At 62.5% G+C, this 20,222-nt stretch carries 18 protein-coding genes; 9 read left to right on the top strand and 9 right to left on the bottom strand.

Going from position 1 to position 20,222, the window contains the following annotated elements; translation table 11 throughout:
* Window positions 1–140 precede the first annotated feature (140 nt).
* From NKH80_RS16855 to NKH80_RS16830, 6 genes are all read left to right on the top strand, one after another.
* Window positions 141–875: a FadR/GntR family transcriptional regulator gene (locus NKH80_RS16855; protein ID WP_352508833.1), complete on the top strand. Its 735-nt coding sequence runs from the start codon at window positions 141–143 to the stop codon at window positions 873–875.
* Complete coding sequence (locus tag NKH80_RS16850; protein ID WP_254820139.1) at window positions 872–2,059, top strand: PLP-dependent transferase; 1,188 nt, start codon at window positions 872–874, stop codon at window positions 2,057–2,059. Before NKH80_RS16855 ends, NKH80_RS16850 begins: the two co-directional genes overlap by 4 nt.
* A gap of 30 nt (window positions 2,060–2,089) precedes the next feature.
* Entirely contained in the window at window positions 2,090–3,367 is a 1,278-nt protein-coding gene (locus tag NKH80_RS16845; RefSeq protein WP_352823969.1) for an ABC transporter substrate-binding protein, read from the top strand.
* A gap of 215 nt (window positions 3,368–3,582) precedes the next feature.
* Entirely contained in the window at window positions 3,583–4,506 is a 924-nt protein-coding gene (locus tag NKH80_RS16840) for a carbohydrate ABC transporter permease (RefSeq protein WP_352992590.1), read from the top strand.
* A complete protein-coding gene (locus tag NKH80_RS16835) occupies window positions 4,506–5,354 on the top strand; it encodes a carbohydrate ABC transporter permease (protein WP_352706594.1) in 849 nt (282 codons plus the stop codon). The genes NKH80_RS16840 and NKH80_RS16835 overlap by 1 nt, the downstream gene beginning before the upstream one ends.
* A gap of 4 nt (window positions 5,355–5,358) precedes the next feature.
* Window positions 5,359–6,426, top strand: a complete 1,068-nt coding sequence (locus NKH80_RS16830; RefSeq protein WP_352992588.1) for an ABC transporter ATP-binding protein — start codon at window positions 5,359–5,361, stop codon at window positions 6,424–6,426.
* Between the two features lie 169 nt (window positions 6,427–6,595).
* Here NKH80_RS16830 and rpmG read toward each other — a convergent pair whose 3' ends face one another.
* From rpmG to NKH80_RS16790, 8 genes are all read right to left on the bottom strand, one after another.
* Window positions 6,596–6,763, bottom strand: a complete 168-nt coding sequence (rpmG, locus tag NKH80_RS16825; RefSeq protein ID WP_006201775.1) for a 50S ribosomal protein L33 — start codon at window positions 6,761–6,763, stop codon at window positions 6,596–6,598.
* 119 nt (window positions 6,764–6,882) lie between these two features.
* Window positions 6,883–7,338, bottom strand: coding sequence for a YqfO family protein (locus NKH80_RS16820; protein ID WP_352706598.1), 456 nt, complete (start codon window positions 7,336–7,338; stop codon window positions 6,883–6,885).
* 109 nt (window positions 7,339–7,447) lie between these two features.
* Window positions 7,448–8,623 carry an MFS transporter gene (locus NKH80_RS16815; RefSeq protein WP_254820145.1) on the bottom strand — a complete coding sequence of 392 codons (1,176 nt, stop codon included), beginning with the start codon at window positions 8,621–8,623 and terminating at the stop codon, window positions 7,448–7,450.
* 16 nt (window positions 8,624–8,639) lie between these two features.
* Window positions 8,640–9,374 (bottom strand): NUDIX hydrolase, encoded by a 735-nt coding sequence (locus NKH80_RS16810; RefSeq protein ID WP_352992586.1) that lies wholly within the window; start codon window positions 9,372–9,374, stop codon window positions 8,640–8,642.
* A gap of 72 nt (window positions 9,375–9,446) precedes the next feature.
* A complete protein-coding gene (locus tag NKH80_RS16805) occupies window positions 9,447–9,899 on the bottom strand; it encodes a DUF983 domain-containing protein (RefSeq protein WP_352823971.1) in 453 nt (150 codons plus the stop codon).
* The gene (gene rnr / locus NKH80_RS16800) at window positions 9,899–12,202 is read right to left on the bottom strand and encodes a ribonuclease R (RefSeq protein ID WP_502900965.1); all 2,304 of its coding nucleotides are present in this window, start codon (window positions 12,200–12,202) and stop codon (window positions 9,899–9,901) included. Before rnr ends, NKH80_RS16805 begins: the two co-directional genes overlap by 1 nt.
* 6 nt (window positions 12,203–12,208) lie before the next feature.
* Window positions 12,209–14,824: a type I DNA topoisomerase gene (gene topA / locus NKH80_RS16795; protein ID WP_352823972.1), complete on the bottom strand. Its 2,616-nt coding sequence runs from the start codon at window positions 14,822–14,824 to the stop codon at window positions 12,209–12,211.
* Between the two features lie 445 nt (window positions 14,825–15,269).
* Window positions 15,270–15,647, bottom strand: a complete 378-nt coding sequence (locus tag NKH80_RS16790; protein ID WP_352992583.1) for a COG4315 family predicted lipoprotein — start codon at window positions 15,645–15,647, stop codon at window positions 15,270–15,272.
* A 206-nt stretch (window positions 15,648–15,853) separates the two neighbouring features.
* Between NKH80_RS16790 and NKH80_RS16785 the strand changes: the two genes are divergently transcribed.
* The gene (locus NKH80_RS16785; protein ID WP_254820150.1) at window positions 15,854–16,600 is read left to right on the top strand and encodes a cytochrome c biogenesis CcdA family protein; all 747 of its coding nucleotides are present in this window, start codon (window positions 15,854–15,856) and stop codon (window positions 16,598–16,600) included.
* Window positions 16,601–16,622: 22 nt separating this feature from the next.
* Here the strand turns inward: NKH80_RS16785 and NKH80_RS16780 are convergent, their stop codons facing one another.
* Window positions 16,623–17,516: an SDR family oxidoreductase gene (locus tag NKH80_RS16780; protein ID WP_352706630.1), complete on the bottom strand. Its 894-nt coding sequence runs from the start codon at window positions 17,514–17,516 to the stop codon at window positions 16,623–16,625.
* Window positions 17,517–17,645: 129 nt separating this feature from the next.
* On the opposite strand from NKH80_RS16780, the gene NKH80_RS16775 reads away from it, so the two are divergent.
* Together NKH80_RS16775 and glmU are read left to right on the top strand one after the other, a co-directional pair.
* Window positions 17,646–18,593, top strand: coding sequence for an AraC family transcriptional regulator (locus NKH80_RS16775; RefSeq protein ID WP_352992581.1), 948 nt, complete (start codon window positions 17,646–17,648; stop codon window positions 18,591–18,593).
* Between the two features lie 130 nt (window positions 18,594–18,723).
* Window positions 18,724–20,085 carry a bifunctional UDP-N-acetylglucosamine diphosphorylase/glucosamine-1-phosphate N-acetyltransferase GlmU gene (glmU, locus tag NKH80_RS16770; protein ID WP_352901363.1) on the top strand — a complete coding sequence of 454 codons (1,362 nt, stop codon included), beginning with the start codon at window positions 18,724–18,726 and terminating at the stop codon, window positions 20,083–20,085.
* The last annotated feature ends 137 nt before the right edge of the window (window positions 20,086–20,222 follow it).

The raw sequence follows: 20,222 nt of genomic DNA, 5'->3' as shown, positions 1-20,222 counted from the left end.
GCTTTTGTTTTGTTGCGACAGCGACAGCGCCCTTTGAAATAGCCGGCTGGGCAGAGCGTATGCGCCCGCAGTCGGTTGACAGGGCCTGTCTTCTATGCAGAAATTGGTTGGACCATTGAGCCATTTGGTGACCCGTTGGCATGACCGAATTCGGCCTTTCCCCCATACAGGCAACTGCTCGCGACGACGCGGTGCTGAAGGCGCTGGCCGGCTTTGTAATGCGGGAAGCTCTCGGGCCCGGCCAGAGACTGCCGACCGAACGCATCCTGGCCGAGCGCCTCAAGGTGAGCCGCAACACCGTGCGCGAGGCGCTGACGCGCTGGGAAGGGCTCGGCCTGGTCGAACGGCGGCAAGGCAGCGGCACCTATCTCAAGGGAGTGGTCTCGCTGGACATGCTGCACATGCCGCTGACGCTGGCCGGCGGCAATGATTTCACCAGCCTGATGCAGACGCTGGAAATCCGCCGGGCACTGGAAGCGGAAGCCGCCGCCCTGTGCGCCGTTCGCGCGGACCAGGCCGAGATCGCCGAGATCGCGCGCAAGCTCGACATTATGGAGCAGGCCTTCCACACCCGCGCAGGGATGTCGGCGGAGGAGGACTGGGAATTCCACCAGTCGATCTACCGCAGTTCCGGCAATCCGCTCTTCGAGCAGATCATCGCCGCCATGCACGAACTGTTCCACCGTTTCTGGGAGCATCCGCTCGGCGTGCGTGATTTCGGCCACGCCAGCTTTCCTTACCACCGCACCATCTACGAACGCATTGCCGCGCACGATCCGGAGGGGGCCCGGGCCGAGGCGCTCAAGCTGATCGCCACCGTCGAGGACGATCTGAAGCGCGGCGCGGCCAAACTCGAACTTTCAGGCCAGAAATGAGCGATCATCCCGCCGGTTTCGAAAACGACTATCTCGCCGAGGCGGCGACGCTTCTCGCCCATGACGAACCTTTCCCCGGCGGTGCCGTGGTGCCGCCGATCTACCAGACTTCGCTCTTCACCTTCTCCAATTATTCGGAGATGGCCGATACATTCGCCGGCAGGCGACGCCAGCCGATCTATTCGCGCGGCGACAACCCGACGGTCATGGAGTTCGAGGCGCGTGTCGCCGCTCTCGAAGGCGCGGAGGCCGCGCGCGGCTTTTCCAGCGGCATGGCGGCGATCAGCGCCACGGTGCTTGCTTTCGTCGGTGCCGGCGAGCGCATGGTTGTCGTGCGCAATTGCTACGGCGATGCCTACCGGCTGTTCGAACGGCTTTTGCCACGGCTCAACATCAAGGTCGACTATGTCGACGGTTCCGATCCGGACGCGGTCGCCGCGGCACTCCCCGGCGCCAAGCTGCTCTACCTGGAAAGCCCGACGTCGATGATGTTCGAGCTCCAGGACATAACCCACCTGGCGCGGCTGGCCAAAGAGCAGGGCATCGTCACCACGATCGACAATTCCTGGGCGACGCCGGTGTTCCAGAAGCCGATTTCGCACGGGGTCGACCTGGTGCTGCATTCGGCCTCGAAATACCTCGGCGGCCACAGCGATACCGTCGCCGGTGTGGTGGCCGGTTCGGCTGCCCATATCCGACATATCAACGAGCAGACCTATTCCTACCTCGGCGGCAAACTTTCGCCTTTCGAGGCCTGGCTGTTGCTGCGCGGGCTGCGCACATTGCCGCTGCGGTTGCCGCATCACATGAAGAGCGGGCTGACCATCGCCGAACGGCTGAAAGCGCATGGCCATGTCGAGCGGGTCAACCACCCGGCCTATTCCAACCATCCGGGCAAGGCGACGCTTGCCGGCTATGCCGGGCTGTTCTCATTCGAGGTGACGGAAGACGTCGACATCCCGGCTTTCGTCGATGCGCTGAAACTCTTTCGCATCGGCGTCAGCTGGGGCGGCCATGAGAGCCTGGTCGTTCCAGCAAAGGCCTCGCTCGAGCAGACGCCGGGCCTGAATTCGATGGCGCGCTTCGGCGTCAGCCCGCGAACCATCCGGTTCAGTGTCGGATTGGAAAGTGTCGAAGGCCTGTGGGCTGACGTTGCCCAGGCGTTCGACAAAGCAAAAAGATAAATGGAGCCGTTCAAAATGGGAGTGCTGAACATGAAAAAACTGAGCATCCTTCTTGGTGCCGTCGCAGGTCTGGCGATTTCCGCCGGCAGCGTGCTGGCCGATTCCACGGTCAAGATGGTCGAGGTCATCACCAGCCCGCCGCGTACCGAATTCCTCAAGAAACAGATCGCCGAGTTCGAGGCGGCCAATCCGGGTGTCAAGGTCGAGCTGGTATCGCTGCCCTGGGGCCAGGCGTTCGAGAAGTTCCTTACCATGGTGCAGGCCGGCGACACGCCCGACATCGTTGAGATGCCGGAACGCTGGATGGGCCTCTATGCGACCAACGGCCAGCTCGAGGATCTCGGGCCATATATGGCCAAATGGGACGATGCCAAAACGCTGGGCGAGCGTGCCAAGCAGTTCGGCTCGACCGTCAACAACAAGCAGTACATGATCCCTTACGGCTATTACTTGAACGCGCTGTTCTGGAACAAGAAGCTGTTCAAGGAGGCCGGTCTGGACGGTCCGCCGGCGACGCTCGATGAATTCGTCGAGGACTCCAAGAAGATCTCGGCAATACCGGGCAAATACGGCTACTGCCTGCGCGGCGGCCCTGGCGCCTTCAACGGCATGCACATGTTCATGAACATTGCCGCCGGCAAGGGCGGCTATTTCAACGAGGACGGCACCTCGACCATCAACGAGGAAGGCTCAGTCAAGGGCCTGCAGATGCTCGCCGACATGTACAAGAACGGCCTGGCGCCTAAGGACGCGGTGAGCTGGGGTTTCAACGAGACCGTCACCGGGTTCTATAGCGGCACCTGCGCCATGCTGAACCAGGATCCCGACGCGCTGCTCGGCATCGCCGACAAGATGAGCGCCGACGACTTCGCCGTGGCGCCGATGCCAGTCGGGCCGAGCGGCAAATCCTATCCGACGCTCGGTTATGCCGGCTGGGCGATGTTCGCCAATTCCCAGCACAAGGACGATGCCTGGAAGCTGATGGCAACGCTTTTGTCGCCCAAGGACAATCTGGAATGGGCAAAGGAAGTCGGAGTCATTCCAATCCACAATGGCGCCGACCAGGACGCTCACTTCAGGACCGAGCAGTTCAAAGGCTGGTTCGAGGAACTGAACAACGGCGACAAATACGAGATGGTGACGCCTCCGACGCATCTGGAAAATCTCGGCAATTTCGTCGACCAGGTAGCGATCAAGAATTTTCAGGAAGTGCTGCTTGGTCAGAAGGCGGCAAAGGACGTGGCCGACGAATGGGCCAAGTTCCTGACCAAGGAACAGCAGGACTGGATGGCCAAGAACAAGAAATAGCTTTCCTCCCTTCTCCCCGTTCACGCGGAGAAGGCATCACAAAGTGACGGATGAGGGGCGGCGCTAACCCGTCGTGGCTCGTGTTGCCTCTCATCTGCCTGCCCGTCCCCCGCAGCAGCTGCGCTGCAGCTGCGGAGGGTGGACCGGCATCTCCCCGTAAACGGGAAAGGCGCTGTCGCCAGCCCATGCTTGCCCCAGGAGACAATCCAGCACCCATGACCTACGCCGTGTCCGAAATACGATCCGTCGGCAGGCCGCGAAAAAAGCGGCTATCCCATGCCGCAATCGAGCCCTGGCTTTATCTCAGCCCGGCGATCGTGCTGCTGGTCGTCGTGCTGCTGGTGCCGCTGGTTATCGGTATCGGTTACTCGTTCCGCAAATTCTCCGCTTTCAAATCCGAATATGTCGGACTTGGGCAGTATCAGGCGATGCTGTCGGATCCCGTGCTCGGGCAGGCGCTCGTCAACACGCTGTGGTGGACGGCAGCCAGCCTGTTCTTCCAGTTCTTCCTCGGCCTTGGCCTGGCGCTGTTGCTAGACACGCCGTTCCGGGGCAGAAAGATCGTGCAGGCGGTGGTGTTCCTGCCCTGGGTGGTACCGTCCTTCCTCTCGGGCCTGACCTGGGCCTGGCTGTTCAACCCGATCATCGGGCCGCTGCCGCATTGGCTCTACGCCTCGGGGCTGAAGACCGAGCCAACCAACGTGCTCTCCGATCCCTCGACAGCCATGTGGGGACCGATCGTCGCCAATGTCTGGTTCGGCATTCCCTTTTTTGCCATCACGCTTTTGGCGGCGTTGAAGTCGATCCCGTCAGAACTGCATGAGGCAGCGGCCATCGACGGCGCCTCGCCGTGGCAACGCTTTACCAAGGTGACGCTGCCGTTCCTGGCGCCAACCATCGTCATTACCGTCATGCTGCGCACGATATGGATCGCCACCTTCGCCGACCTGATCTTCGTCATGACTGAAGGCGGGCCTGCCGGTTCGACGGCCACGGTGCCGGTCTATATCTACGTCAGCGCGTTCAAGTCGCTGGACAAGGGCTATGCCTCCGCTGTGGCGGTGCTGCTGCTTGTGCTGCTCATCGTCTATGCGGTTGCGCTGATCGGCATCCGCCGTTCGCTGGTAAGGCACGTCTGATGATTGCCGGACGCTCCGTCTCCTCGCGCGTTCTCGGCGGCATCGGCCTTTACGGCGCGATCGGAGCCTACATGGCCTTCGCGCTGTTCCCGATCTTCTGGACGTTGAAGATCTCGGTCACGCCGGAGCGGCTGCTCTATTCCGAAGGCATCACTTTCTGGCCGTCGCAAACGACGCTGCAGAACTTCGTCACCGTGCTCGAAGCCACCGATTTTCCGCGCTATTTCCTAAACAGCGTTATCGTTTCGGTGTCGACGGCTGCCTTCGTAACGGTCATTGCCACGCTTGCCGGCTACGCCATGTCGCGTTTTTCGTTCCGCGGCAAGGCGACCCTGGCTATCCTGCTTTTGCTCACCCAGACTTTTCCGCTGGTCATGGTCATTCCGCCGATCTACCGCATCATGGGGCAGATCGGTCTCATCAACAGCCTGACCGGCCTCGTCATCATCTACACCGCCTTCAATACAGCCTTTGCAACCTTCCTGATGCAGTCGTTCTTCGACGGCATCCCGCGAGACCTGGAAGAGGCAGCGATGATCGACGGCTGCACGCGCCTGCAGGCCATGCGCAAGGTGATCGTGCCGCTGACGCTGCCCGGCATGGGGGCGACGCTTGGTTTCGTCTTTACCGCCGCGTGGAGCGAGTTGCTGTTTGCGCTGATGCTGATTTCCAGCGACGACCAGAAGACTTTCGCGGTCGGCTTGCTCACCTATATCGGCAAATTCGCGGTCGACTGGGGACAAATGATGGCGGCTTCCATCCTGGCGCTGATCCCCGTCTGCGTCTTCTTTGCCTTCCTGCAGCGTTACCTCGTCACCGGCCTTACCGCCGGCGCCGTCAAGGGATAAATCGATGGCCTCCGTCACACTCGACAAAGTCCGCAAAGACTATGGAGCCGTGCGCGTCCTGCACGCGGTCGATCTCGAAATCGCCGACGGCGAGTTCGTGGTCCTGGTCGGCCCGTCCGGCTGCGGGAAATCGACCCTGCTGCGCATAATCGCCGGGCTGGAGGAGGTCTCCGACGGCGAGATCCATATTGGCGAGCGCCTGGTTAACGACATCGCGCCAAAGGACCGCGACATCGCCATGGTGTTTCAGTCATACGCGCTCTATCCGCATATGGACGTGTCGAAGAACATGGGCTTCAGCCTGATGTTGAGGAAGGCCGGCAAGCCAGCTATCGAAGCAAGGGTGGACGCCGCCGCCAAGCGGCTCGGGCTCGATGCCCTTCTGCAACGCCTGCCGCGGCAACTGTCCGGCGGCCAGCGCCAGCGCGTCGCCATGGGGCGGGCCATCGTGCGCGACCCGAAGGTTTTTCTCTTCGACGAGCCGCTTTCGAACCTCGACGCCAAGCTGCGCGTCCACATGCGTGCCGAGATAAAGGCGCTGCACCAGCAATTGAAGACCACTTCGGTCTATGTCACCCATGACCAGACCGAAGCGATGACAATGGCCGACCGTATCGTCGTCATGCATGACGGCCTAGTCCAGCAGGTCGGCGCGCCGCTCGATCTGTACGACCGGCCGGTCAACATGTTCGTCGCCGGGTTCATCGGCTCGCCCGGCATGAATTTTCTGCCTGCCGTGGTTGAAAAGGGCGCCGGGCCGGATGCCATCCTGGCCGACGGCCAGAAGCTGAGGCTGCCCGACGGCCTGCCGCTCAGGGATGGCGATGCGATCACCGTAGGCTTGCGGCCCGAGCATATCCGGCTCGCCGACAATGGCGCGCTGAAAGGCGAGGTGGGCGTGGTGGAGCCGCTCGGCTTGTCGACCCAGTTCTATACCAGGCTTGCCGGCCAGCAGGTCTGCGTGTTTGCCATGGGCCGGGCCAGCGTGAAACCGGGTGAAGGCGTGCGCCTGTCGGCTGATCCGGCGTCGCTGCATCTGTTCGATCCGGCAAGCGGCGATCGCATCGACTAGAGCGGTTCCGGTTCTCGTGGAACCGGTAACTCGCTCTAATTATCTGGTTTGCCGCATTTATGCGGACGCCAAATGATTCCATTTGGCTGCAAAATGCTCTAGTCCTGAATTCCCGAAACGAAAAACGCCGCCCGGAAGGCGGCGTTTCAGTACTGCGAGAGAAACCCGATTACTTGATCTTGGTTTCTTTGAATTCGACGTGCTTCTTGGCGACCGGGTCGTATTTGCGGAACGACAGCTTGTCCGTCTTGGTGCGGCTGTTCTTGCTGGTCACGTAGAAGAAACCGGTGTCGGCGGTCGACAGAAGCTTGATCTTGATGTTTGCGGCTTTGGCCATGATGTTCGTCCGTTAATGTTCGTGGAGTTTTGGCCGCTGGAGCACGGGAAACACCCGGACGCGGGAAACTTGCCGCGACACATAAAGAACGCGCCCGGAAAGTCAACCCTTGTCCAGGTTCATGCGTCTTCCGTGACTGGCAACACCTTCTTCCAATCGCCCGTCGTGTTCCACCAGCGGTTCGGGTTGGCGCGGTCGTCCAGACCCTTGGAGCGGCTGGCAAGCAGCGGCTGAATGCGGATCACCGGCTCCTGATAGCTGTGAACCTGGTAAATCGCTTCGACGACGCGAGCGGCGAGCTTCTGATCATCTGGCAGTTCGAACGACACCTCGACAGTCCCAGGCCGCCTGCGCAATTCCGTCTCGGCGCCGGCGGCGGCACCTTCAAGCGGCCGGTAGCGTTCGATGCCCTCCGCCGACTGAAAGGCATTGCTGTCATATTTGCCCATTCTGAGCGGCGCGATCGCGACCACCGCTTCCATGATGCGATCGACATCAGCTGCCGGTGCCTGAAAGGTCACCAGCAGCAGCAATTCCATCCGCAGCGATTTCGTTTCAAAGCCACTATCGATCATCCGAGGTCTCCCTGCTTATGCACTTGGGGGAGCATATACTCGAGCCCTCCTGACACGGTTGTGTCAGTAGTTGGTCAGCAGTGGGAGCGATGTCGGAAGCTGGACCGACTCAGAGGATTTTGCGGAGCAGCCTGGTGCCGACCAGCACGATATAGCACGCGAAGAACAGGCCGAGCGCCCAACCGAAGCCCGACGGCCCGAAAGCGTCCATGCCGATGCCGATTGCCTGCGGGCCAAGCACCATGCCGACGCCGTAGCAGAGCACGAAAGCGGCGTTGGCGGAGGCCAATTCATGGCCGGAAAGCTGCGAGCCGAGATGCGCCAGGCCGATTGTGTACATGGCAGCGACCACACCGCCCCAGACGAACAGAAGCGCTGCCATCAAATGCCAGTTCTGCGCGAAGAACGGCATGAAGATTGTGCCGGCAAGCCCGACGGTGGCACAGGCCATCAGCAGATAGCGGCGGTCGCTGACGCGGTCGCTGATCATGCCGATCGGGATCTGCAGCAGCACGTTGCCGAGGCCGATCATGGTGAGCAAAAGGGCTGCGTCCGCCTCTGAGTAGCCGATGCGGCTACCATAGACGGGGAACAGCGCAAAGCCGCCGGTCTCGACCGCGCCGAATACCAGCACGGCGGCGGTCGCCGTCGGCACCAGCCAGATATAACGCAGGAAATTGCTGGTTTCGCCGTCCGAGACGATCGTCGGGCTCTCGTTGCGTGCCGCCAGCACCGGTATGGCAGCCAGCGTAACCAGCGCGATGGTGACGCCGAAAGGGAGGAAACCGCTGCTGCCAAGGTGGGCGAACAGCCAAGGCCCGGCAGCAAAGCCGAGAGACAGCACGGTGGCATAGATGCCGAGGACCAGTCCGCGCCGGTGTGGCGGCGCCGAGGTGCTGATCCAGAATTCCGAGAGGATGAACAGCACCGTCAGCGCGATATGCAGCAGGACCCGCAGCGGAAACCACATCCAGAAAGCTGGCGCGAAATGGAAACCGACAAAGGCCAGCGCTCCGGCCGCAATCATGGCAAGCATTGTCCAGGCGACCCCGAACCGCATGGCAAGCGGAGTGGCGAGCGGCGCGCCGGCGATCGAGGCGAGGCCGGCGACCGCGGTGTTGAGGCCGATCATCGACGCGGAGTGGCCGCGTGTTTCAAGGATCACGCTGAGCAGCGGCATGCCGAGCCCGATGGCAATGCCGACGACGCTGATCGACGAGATCGCCGCGACCATCGGCAGCCAGTGTACGCGTTCCTTGCCCTGCGGCTGGATGTCGACTGTCATGGAATGCCTGGCTGCTCTAGAGAATTTCGCGGACGAAGCGATTGCGGACAAGCCGGTAGAACGGCACGCGACCGCCGGGGCTCAGCAGCGGATCCTGGGCGAGGCGGATTTCCAGTCCCTCCAGGACCTTGCGCGTGATGTCTGGGATATCTGCTTGCCTGGCCTTGGCCAGCGGCAGCCAAACGACGTCCTCCAATTCGTTGGTCGGACCGCCATCCGGCAGTTCCACGGCGACATCGTCGCGCCATGCGGCGAGAAATCGCGTATCGAACCGGCGCACCCGGTTGGGCGGGGTGATGGCGCGTGCGACGAAGCGCAGCGCTTGCAGTGATGGGATGACGCCGTGCTCGACAAAGCCCTGCCAGTCGCGCTTGGCGGTTGCGAAGACCCCTTTTTGGCCGATCAGCAGGCCGGCCTCCTCATAGGTTTCGCGGATTGCCGACAGGGCAATGGCGCGGGCGCGGGCCGGGCTGGTGCGGCCGATGCCAGCGGTCAATCTCGCTTCTTCGTCGGGATGAAGTGCGGTGGCTGTCGGGATGTGGCTGTCGGCCGGATCGGTGCGGCCGCCCGGAAACACGAATTTTCCCGGCATGAAGGCATGACGGGCGTGGCGGCGGCCCATCAGCACCAGGATCTCGTCGCCCTTGCCGTCGAGCAGGATCAGCGTCGCGGCGTCGCGCGGGCGTATAGGCTTGGCGTCGAGCGCGACCCGCTCAACCTTGTCGACTTCCGCCTTGGTCACAACGTCCATGCGCTCGACCTAGCGGAATCTTCTCCGATGCGAAAGTGGCGTCCAGCCATGCCGATTGCGCCAGCCTCGGTTTCAAGCCTCGGGATGCGACTCGATCAGATCTTCGTCACCGCCAAAGCCGTGCATATAAAACGCCCATTGCAAGCCGATGACAGCGCCCTTGACTGGCTGCAGCAGGACGACGGCGAGAATGATGGTCAATGGCACCCAGATGGCGATGTGCTGCCAGGTCGACAGCGTCGAGGTCGCCTCCACACCCATGAAAGCGCCAAGCACGATGTGGCCGACAATGACCACCACAAGATAGGCCGGCAGGTCGTCGGCGCGATGGTGGTGGAGCTCCTCGCCGCAACGACCGCATTTGTCGACGGTCTTGACGAAGGCGCGAAACAGCTTGCCCTCGCCGCAATGCGGGCAGCGGCCGAGCATGCCGCGCTTCATTGCCGTCCATAGTGGCCGGGCGGTCCGGCCCGAGTGATGTTCGCCACCGAAAACCCGTTTTTCCACCTGCAGTTCTGTTGGCATTACCGTCTCCTGCCGCGCGAACCTGGGCGCGATTGCGACGCCCGGGCGCGGCCTTTGGCCTTGTGGAACGACCGTTTGGAGCCGGGCAGCGGCTTTGGCTCGGTCAGCATCTCGAAACGCATCGCGCCGGCCATCGGCGCCACCTCGATCAGGCGAACCTCGACGCGATCAGCAAGCTGGTAGCCCTTGCCGGTGCGTTCTCCGAAAAGCGATCGAGCAGTTTCGTCGTATATATAGTAGTCGCCGCCCAGGGTTGAAACCGGAATGAAGCCATCCGCGCCATACTGCGGCAATTGGACAAACAGGCCCGATTTGGTGACGCCCGAGATACGGGCGTCGAAACGGTCGTCGATGCGCTCGGCGAGATGGGCGGCGATCAACCGGTCGACCGTGTCGCGCTCGGCGGCCATTGCACGCCGCTCGGTCGCCGAAATCAGCGCCGAGACCTCTTCCAGCCGTTCCGCCTCGTCCTGCGTCAGGCCGCCCGGACCAAGGCCGAGTGCGGCAATCAGCCCGCGATGCACGATCAGGTCGGCATAGCGGCGGATCGGCGAGGTGAAATGCGCATAGCGCTTAAGATTGAGGCCGAAATGGCCGATATTGGCAGGCGAATATTCGGCCTGGCTTTGCGAGCGCAGCACCACTTCGTTGACCAGTCCCTCATTGTCGGCGCCGCGCACACGAGCGAGGATGCCGTTGAACTGGTTCGGCCGCATCTGCGCGCCGCGCGCCAACGACAGGCCGAGCGTCTGCAGGAATTCACGCAGCGATTCCTGCTTGGCAAGCGAAGGCGCATCGTGGATGCGGTAGACCAGCGCCTGCCGCTTCGCCTCGAGTGTCTCGGCGGCGGCGACATTGGCCTGGATCATGAACTCTTCGATCAGCTTGTGCGCGTCGAGCCGCTCCGGCACGACGACCTTGTCGACGGTGCCGTCCTGCTTGAGTAGGATCTTGCGCTCGGGCAGATCGAGTTCAAGCGGCTGGCGCGTGTCGCGGCCGCGCTTCAGGATCCCGTAGGCGTCCCATAGCGGCTTCAGCACCGCATCGAGGATCGGGCCAGTCGTGTCGTCCGGTGCGCCGTCGATCGCCGCTTGCGCCTGCTGATAGGCGAGTTTCGCCGCCGACTTCATCATGACGCGATGGAACGAGTGTCTGAGTTTGTGGCCATCGGCCGAGAAAGTCATCCGCACCGCTATCGCCGGACGATCCTGGCCCTCGCGCAGTGAACAGAGGTCGTTCGAGATGCGCTCCGGCAGCATCGGCACGACGCGGTCGGGGAAATAGACAGAATTGCCGCGCTTCAGCGCTTCGCGATCGAGCGCCGTGCCATAGCGCACGTATGCAGCGACATCGGCAATGGCGACGGTGACAACCACGCCGCCGGCGTTCTTCTCGTCGGTGTCGGGCATGGCGAACACCGCGTCATCATGATCCTTGGCGTCGGCCGGATCGATGGTGAGCAGCGGCAGCTCGCGCCAATCCTCGCGGCCGGCAAGCGTGGCAGGCTTGACCGCCTCCGCCTCGGCGATGACGTCGGCGGGAAAAATGTGCGGAATGTCGTGTGCGTGAATGGCGATCATCGAGACCGCCTTTTCGCTGGTCAGCGAGCCCAACACCGCCAGAACCTTGGCTCTCGGCAGCCCGTAGCGGGAGGCCCGCGCCGGCTCGACCTCGACCAGGTCGCCGTTCTTGGCGCCGTTCTGGAATTCCTTGTCGACGACCAGCTCCGGCTGGCGCCTTTCCACCGGCTCGATGCGGAACGTGCCGTCCTTCAGCACGCGAAAAACGCCGAGAACCGCATCGGTGCGCTTCTCGAATATCTTCATAACCCGGCCGGTATAGGCGGGGCCTGCCGGGTCGTCGGTCGGAAAGGTCTTGGCCAGCACGCGGTCGCCGATACCAGGCGTCGGCCCATTGCCGCGCGACACGCGGATCGCTATGACCGGCGGTTCGCCATTGCCGATCGCTTCGGTCGGGTGCGCCAGCAGCACACCGTCGGCGTCACGGCCGAAGATGTCGAGCACCGCGACGTGGGGCAGGGCGCCGACACGGGCGAGCCGCTTGCGCTCCTTGGTCAGCAGGCCTTCGTCCTGCAGGTCGCGCAAGACGTCCTTCAGCCAGATACGGTCTTCGCCGCGTAGCGCAAACGCCTTTGCGATGTCGCGTTTTCCCGCGCGGTCCGGATTTTCGGCGATGTAACGCAGTATCTCGTCGCGTGACGGCCGGTAATTGTCCCTGACCTTGGCGCGGGTATCGGCGGTGCGCAGATCGCCGTGGCTTCTTCCGGAGACTTTGCGCGCCAACCCGTCCTATCCCTTTTTCCTGGCCGCCGGTTTTTTGGCTGCAGCTGGTTTCTTGGCAGGCGCGGCCGCTTTGCGGAAGGGCTTCCTGGCGCCATTGCCGCCCTTGGCTTCCTTTTCCGCAATGAGCGCCACGGCATCGTCGATCGTCACCGATTGCGGGTCCTTGCCCTTCGGCAGCGTCGCATTGACCTTGCCGAAATTCACATAAGGGCCGTATTTGCCGTCGCGCACGACGATCTTGCCGCCGCCGGAAGGATGCTCGCCAAGTTCCTTGAGCGCAGCGGCTGTGCCGCCATTGCGGCCGCCTTTGCCCTTCAATTGCTTCTCGGCGATCACCGAGACGGCGCGATTGAGGCCGATCGAGAACACGTCCTCGATGCTGTCGAGATTGGCGTAGGTGCCGTCATGCAGCACGAACGGCCCGTAGCGCCCCAGCCCTGCCGAAATCATCTTGCCGGATTCCGGATGCTTGCCGACGTCGCGCGGCAGCGACAACAAGGCGAGCGCCTTTTCATGATCGATCGAATCGGCAGTCCAGCCCTTGGGCAGGCTGGAGCGCTTGGCATCCTTACCGTCGCCGCGCTGGACATAGGGGCCGAACCGGCCATTGCGCAGCGTGATCTCCTCGGCGGTATAGGGGTCCTTGCCGAGCAATTTGGTGCCGTCTTCGCCACCGCCGTTCTCGCCATTGGGATTGGCGGCGTCGCCAAGCTGGCGGGTAAAGGAGCATTCGGGATAGTTCGAACAGCCGACGAAGGCGCCGAACTTGCCGAGCTTCAACGACAGGTTGCCGGTGCCGCATTTCGGACAGATGCGCGGGTTCGAACCGTCTTCGCGCGCGGGAAACACCAGCGGCGCCAGTTCCTCGTTCAACGCATCGAGGACGTCGGTGACCCGCAGCTCCTTGATGTCGGCGACGGCGCCGGAAAAATCCTTCCAGAAGTCGCGCAGCACGTCCTTCCAGGCGAGCTTGCCGTCGGAGATTTCATCGAGTTTCTCCTCGAGCGATGCGGTGAAATCGTACTCGACATAACGCTCGAAGAAGCTTTCGAGGAAGGCTGACAATAGCCGGCCCTTGGCCTGTGGCACCAGCTTGCGCCTGTCGATGGCGACGTAATCGCGATCCTCGAGCGTCTTCAGGATCGCCGTATAGGTCGACGGCCGGCCGATGCCCAGCTCTTCCAGCTTCTTGATCAGCGAAGCTTCCGAATAACGCGGCGGCGGCTCGGTGGTGTGCTGGGTGGCGTTGATCGCCTCGCGTGTGAGCTGCTCGCCGGCACGGATCTCGGGCAGGCGGCGGCTTTCCTCGTCTTCCGAATCTTCTTCCTTTTGCTCGATGTAGGCAGCAAGGAAGCCGTCGAAGCGAACAACGGAGCCGACAGCACGAAGCTCGGCGGTACGCGAACCGTTGATGGCCTCGATCTCGACCGTGGTGCGCTCTATCTCGGCCGGCTGCATCTGGCTGGCGATGGCGCGTTTCCAGATCATCTCGTAAAGCCGCGCCTGGTCGGCGTCGAGATACTGCCTGACGGAAGCCGGCGTGCGCATGAAATCGGTCGGACGGATCGCTTCGTGCGCCTCCTGGGCATTCTTGGCCTTGGCGGAATAGTAGCGCGCCTTTTCAGGCAGGTATTTGGCACCGAATTCCTTGGTGATCGCATCGCGTGCGGCAGAGATCGCCTCCGGTGCCATCTGCACGCCGTCGGTCCGCATATAGGTGATCAGGCCGGTGGTCTCACCGCCGATCTCCATGCCCTCATAGAGCCGCTGCGCCACCTGCATGGTGCGGTTGGCCGAAAAGCCGAGACCCGACGAGGCTGCCTGCTGCAGCGTCGAGGTGGTGAAGGGCGGCCCGGGATTGCGCTTGGTCGGCTTGGCTTCGACCGACGCCGCCTTGAAGCTGGCGCCTTCGAGCATCGCCTTGATGTCGTCGGCCTGCGCCTTGTTGGAAATGTCGAGCTTTTGCAGCTTCTTGCGCTCGAAGGTGGTCAGCCGCGCCTCGAAATTTTCCTTGCGCGGCGTGCCAAGAATGGCGGCGACCTGCCAGTATTCCTCGCGGACGAAGCGCTCGATCTCGGATTCGCGGTCGCAGACCAGACGCAGCGCCACCGACTGGACACGGCCGGCGGACCGGGCGCCGGGCAGCTTGCGCCACAGCACGGGCGACAGCGTGAAGCCGACCAGATAGTCGAGCGCACGGCGGGCGAGATAGGCATCGACCAGCGGCGCATCGATCTGGCGCGGATTGGCCATCGCCTCCAGCACCGACGCCTTGGTAATGGCGTTGAAGACGACGCGGCTGACCGGCTTGTCCTTCAACGCGCGCTTTTGCTTCAGCACTTCCAGGACATGCCAGGAGATCGCTTCGCCCTCGCGGTCCGGATCGGTGGCGAGGATCAGCCCGTCGGCGTCCTTGACCGCCTTGGCGATATCGGCGAGACGCTTTCCAGACGCGGTGTCGACGGCCCAGGACATGGCAAAGTCCTCATCCGGACGCACCGAGCCATCCTTGGCCGGCAGATCGCGGACATGGCCGAACGAAGCCAGAACCTTGTAGTTCTTGCCGAGGTACTTGTTGATTGTCTTCGCCTTGGCCGGCGATTCGACGACGACGACGTCCATACGGTCTCATATCAGTTGTGATGCGGCAGAAGAATTCCGCTGCGCGCGACGAAATCTCGTTCAATGTGTCGCTCACATGGCCGCGCTTTTGCATCCGGTCAAGGCCAAGCAGTCAAAATGCGGCCCTGCACCGAATGCGCAACCCAACGGCGCGCCATGCGATTTCCGCAATCCTGGACAAGGGAAATGAGCAGCCTATCGCTGGACAAACCCGGCAATTGATCCTGGAGAACGGGACAAACTCTCCCGCGGATATAAGAGAAACATCGAGCACGCGCCAGCCCCGCTTGAACAGATGCTGTGAAGCGCGCAATCGGTAGCCCGGCATTTGCCCGGATAGTTGCAAGGAATTGGCGTGCTGAAAAGCTGGCCGCCGGGCGGTTGGGTCAAGTTCCCAGCGACCAGCCATGTTACCGCCTGTTACAGCGGATCAGAAGCTCAAGGCTTAGTCGGCCTTGGCGATATGCCAGACGCCGCCGACACCCTCGCCGGTGACGTCGCCGGCCTTCTTGTCCTTGATGAACGTGTAGAGCGGCTTGCCTTCGTAGGCCCACATCCTGGTGCCGTCGGTGCGGTCGACCATCGTCCATTCGCCCTCGGCCTTGGCGTTGGCGTCAGCCTTCAGCGGCGGCCAATTGGCGGCGCATTTGTCGTAACAGTTCGACTTGCCGGCCTCGTCCTTGTCGTAGGTGTAGAGCGTCATGCCGCTGGCGTCGGTGTAGATCTTGGTGCCGCCGACCTCCGCTTCCTTCCACGCCTCGGCGGCGAAGGATCCGGCAGTGCCGAGCAATAGCGCCGCCATGCCAATTGCGATCGTTTTCATGGACCTCTCCCGGAATGTTCGAAAAGCACGCGGAACCGCGGCTTCTTCTGATCAACGCTGCTTGGCTGCCCTTTCTTCCCGCGCTGTTCTCCACTGATCCAGGCGAGGGCGTCGACTTGCTACCCAATGTGATGGGGCCACGCGATGGTGATTGGCGGACGGCTGTTGTCGCGGCTATATGGCTGCGCAGTCATCTGGAGATGGAAATGGCGTTGGACGTCGGCTATGTCAGTGCGATCGGGGCGGGAGCAATTTCGTTCCTGTCCCCCTGCGTGCTGCCACTGGTGCCGCCTTACCTGTGCTATATGGCCGGCGTGTCCGTCGACGATTTCCGCGGCGAGGCCGGCATTACGGCAAAGGCCGGAGCGCGAGGCGCGCTGGTTAATTCCTCCATCGCTTTCGTGCTCGGCTTCTCGACCGTCTTCGTCGCGCTCGGCGCCGGCGCCTCGACCATCGGCCATTTGTTGCGGGTCTGGCAGGAGCCGCTGGCAATGGTGGCCGGTGTGCTGATCATCCTGATGGGGCTGAATTTCCTCGGCGTACTGCGTATCCCTTTGCTTTCACGCGAGGCGCGCTTCCAGTCGCAAGGCAAGCCGGCCAGCCTGATCGCCGCTTACGTCATGGGCTTGGCCTTCGCCTTTGGCTGGACGCCCTGTATAGGCCCGGTGCTGGGGCCGATCCTGACGCTTGCCGGCGGCCGCGAGACGGTGGGCGAGGGCGCGCTGCTGCTTGCCGCCTACTCGCTCGGCCTCGGTATCCCGTTCCTGATCGCTGCGCTGTTTTCCGGCGCCTTCATGCGCTTTCTCTCGAAATTCCGCGTCCATCTCGGCCGCGTCGAAAAAGCCATCGGCGCGCTGCTGGTGGTCGCCGGCGTGTTTTTCCTGACCGGCGGCGTGCAGACGATGTCATATTGGCTGCTCGAGAATTTTCCGGTGCTGGGGCAATTGGGCTAGGTTCTAGCCCGACGTGGTCTGTTCAGCCTTCGAAATAGCCCGGCTGGTCGATATCAGCGATCAGCCCAGGTCCGCTCGGCTGCCACCCCAGCAGCGCCTGGGTCCGTTCGCTCGAGGTCGGGACATCCATCGCCGCGAACATCGCGAACCAGCCAAAATGATCGGCGGCTTCTTCGGCGGACTTGGCGACGACTGGCACGTTCAGGCGACGGCCTATCACGCCGGCGATGTCCTTGAACGGCACGCCTTCTTCGGCGATCGCGTGATATCGCGCGCCACCGGCTCCATGCTCGAGCGCAAGCCGGTAGACGCGGGCGGCATCGAACCGATGCACGGCAGGCCAGCGATTGAGCCCTTCGCCGATATAGACCGACACGCCCTTCTTGCGAGCGAGGTCGATGAGAATAGGAACAAAGGCGTGGTCGCCCTGGCCATGGACCGACGGAGGAAGGCGGACAACCGATGCGCGCACCCCGCGTGCCGCCAGCGCGGCGGCTGTCGCTTCGGAGGCGCGGGGATACGAAGCGGAAGAGGGGACAGGCGAATCTTGCTCCGTCGCGATACGGGCCCGCGCCTGGAGCGCGGTCCCCGAGGTGACGAGCAGGAGGCGCTCGGAGCCTTCGAGTGCTCCGCCCATCGCCTCGATGGCACACCGGTCCATCTCGCAGTTTTGCGCGAACTTCGAGAAGTCATGGTTGAACCCGGTGTGGATAACCGCATCGGCGGCTGCCGCGCCCCTGCGCAGGCTCTCCACGTCTTCGAGGTCGCCTCGATGCACCTCGGCTCCAGTGGCGGCGAGCGACTTGGCCGACGCCTCCGAGCGGGCGAGGCCGAGCACCTGATGGCCGGCCCCGATGAGTTCTTGAACGACGGCAGAACCGACGAATCCGGTCGCTCCGGTAACGAAAACACGCATCACGACTTGTCCTTGTTCGTTTCTGACCACGACCATTTTCGCGGCCCGATGACGTCGTGATAGGCGCTTGAGGAAATACGATCTATGCGGTAAAGTCCGTATTATCTTCGCAATCGTCCGGAATGACACGTGGATCCTCTTTCAGATGTGCTCTCGCTGCTGAAGCCGCGAAACTATATGTCGGCCGGCTTCGATGCAGGTGGTGAATGGTCGATCCAGTTCCCCGACCAGCAGCAAAGCATCAAGACCGGAGCGGTGGTCTCGGGCCGGTGCTGGCTGTCAGTAGAAGGCGTTGCCGACGCAGTGCGCCTTGAGACGGGGGACTGCTTCCTGTTGCCGAGTGGGCGGCCTTTCCGCCTTGCAAGCGACATGAGTTTGTCGCCTGTTGAAGCCATCAAGATTTTTCCGCCTGCGCGAGCCGGCGGTGTCGTGACCCACAATGGCGGCGGTGATTTCTTTCTGGTCAGCAGCCGCTTCGCGCTTGGCGGCAATCATGCCGGCATCCTGTTGCGGATGCTGCCAGCCATTGTGCATATCCGCAAAGAGTCGGACAAGTCGGCGCTGCGCTGGTCGGTGGAGCGGATGATGCAGGAGCTGCGCGAGCCACAACCGGGCGGCTTTCTGGTGATCCAGCACCTTGCTCACATGATGCTTATTCAGGCGTTGCGGCTGCATCTTTCAGAAGGATTGAAAGGTGGCGTCGGCTGGCTCTTTGCCCTCTCGGACAAACAGATGGGCGCGGCGATCAGCGCCATGCATGACGATCCGGCGCATGGCTGGACGTTGCAGGAATTGGCGGAACGGGCCGGCATGTCGCGATCGACCTTTGCGCTCAGATTCAAGGAGACGGTCGGCGCGTCGCCGATGGACTATTTGACGCGCTGGCGAATGCTGCTGGCCGGGGATCGGCTGACGAATTCCAGCGATCCCGTCGCCGTCATCGCGCTGTCGCTCGGCTACGAATCCGAAAGCGCCTTCAGCACTGCTTTCAAGCGGGTCATGAACTGTTCGCCACGGCAATACGGCCGTGGCCGAGCCCCCAGCTTCGCATCACGCAACGAGGCGGAAGCCGCCTGAGCCGATCGGCCTGAGCGTGCCGCGGGTTGGAGGTTCCACCGTCTCACCGGAATTTAACCGCATTGGTGCAGCATGGCGCCGGTGCTACTAACGCTCCGATTCCAGATCCCTTTCAACGGTTGCTGTCCCCATGAGCCAGAGATCCTGCCTGTCCATCATCCTCGCTGCCGGCGAAGGCACGCGCATGAAGAGTGCCGTGCCGAAAGTGCTGCACACAATCGCCGGCCTGCCAATGGTTGCCCATGTCGTCAAGGCGGCCGAAGCCGCCGGCAGCGGCGATCTGGCGCTGGTGATCGGCCATGGCGCCGATGACATGCGCAAGGCCGCACTCAAGTTTGCGCCCAAGGCCGAAGCTTTCGTCCAGGAGAAACGTCTTGGCACCGCGCACGCCGTGCTTGCCGCGCGCGCAGCAATATCAAAGGGGTATGACGACATCCTGGTGATGTTTGGCGACACGCCGTTGATCGATCCAGAAGCGCTCGCGGCGGCGCGGCTGAAGCTGGCCGAAGGTGCGGCCGTCGTCGTGGTCGGCTTCCGTACGGAAAATCCTTCGGGCTACGGCCGGCTTATCGAAAAGGCCGGCAAGCTCGTGGCCATCCGCGAGGAGAAGGACTGCTCGGACGAGGAGAAGAAAATCACCTTCTGCAATGGCGGGCTGATGGCGGTCGCCGGCAGGCACGCGCTGAAGCTGCTCGATCAAGTCGGCAGCAAGAACGCCAAGGGTGAGTATTATCTCACCGACATCGTCGAGATCGCCGCTGCGCAGGGACTTGATGTCGTAGCCACCGAAGCCAGTTTCGAGAATGCGCTCGGCATCAACAACCGTGCCGAGCTTGCCCAGGCGGAAGGTATCTGGCAGGCGCGTCGACGGCAGGAAGCGATGCTTTCCGGGGTGACACTGGTTGCGCCCGAAACCGTGTTCTTCTCGCACGACACCGAGATCGGCGCCGACACGATTGTCGAGCCCAATGTTTGGTTCGGCCCAGGCGTGAAAATCGCGACGGGCGCCAAGATCCATGCCTTCAGCCATATCGAAGGCGCCACTATCGCGTCGAATTGCGATGTTGGGCCGTTCGCGCGGCTGCGGCCCGGGGCCGATCTGAGAAACAAAGCCAAGGTCGGCAATTTCTGCGAGGTGAAGCAGGCGATCGTCGAGGAGGGCGCCAAGGTCAACCATCTGACCTATATCGGCGATGCCCGCATCGGCGCAGGCGCCAATATTGGCGCCGGCACCATCACGTGCAATTATGACGGTTATTCGAAATTCTTCACCGATATCGGCGAGGGTGCCTTCATCGGCTCGAACTCCTCGCTGGTGGCACCGGTGTCGATCGGCAAGGACGGCTACATCGCCTCAGGCAGCGTCATCACCGAAAGCGTACCCGACGATGCGCTGGCCTTCGGTCGCGCCCGTCAGCGGACTCTACCCGGCAAGGGCAAGGAGTTGCGCGAACGGTTTGCTTCGGCCGCGGCGGCCCGCAAAAAAGGGTAGGCGCGACGAGCGGGATCATGTCTTTGACTGGTTTCTGGAGCCGTTGGGCCGAGATAGGATACAGAAGCGGAGAAACTGAGCAATTGCAGTAACCGGATTGCAAGTGCGCCCTATCATGGTGCATCTGTGCAGGATAG

The organism is Mesorhizobium sp. M0904 (assembly GCF_040319475.1).
In the GTDB taxonomy this organism is placed as follows: Bacteria; Pseudomonadota; Alphaproteobacteria; order Rhizobiales; family Rhizobiaceae; genus Mesorhizobium.
This window is presented reverse-complemented; position numbering and strand designations above follow the sequence as displayed.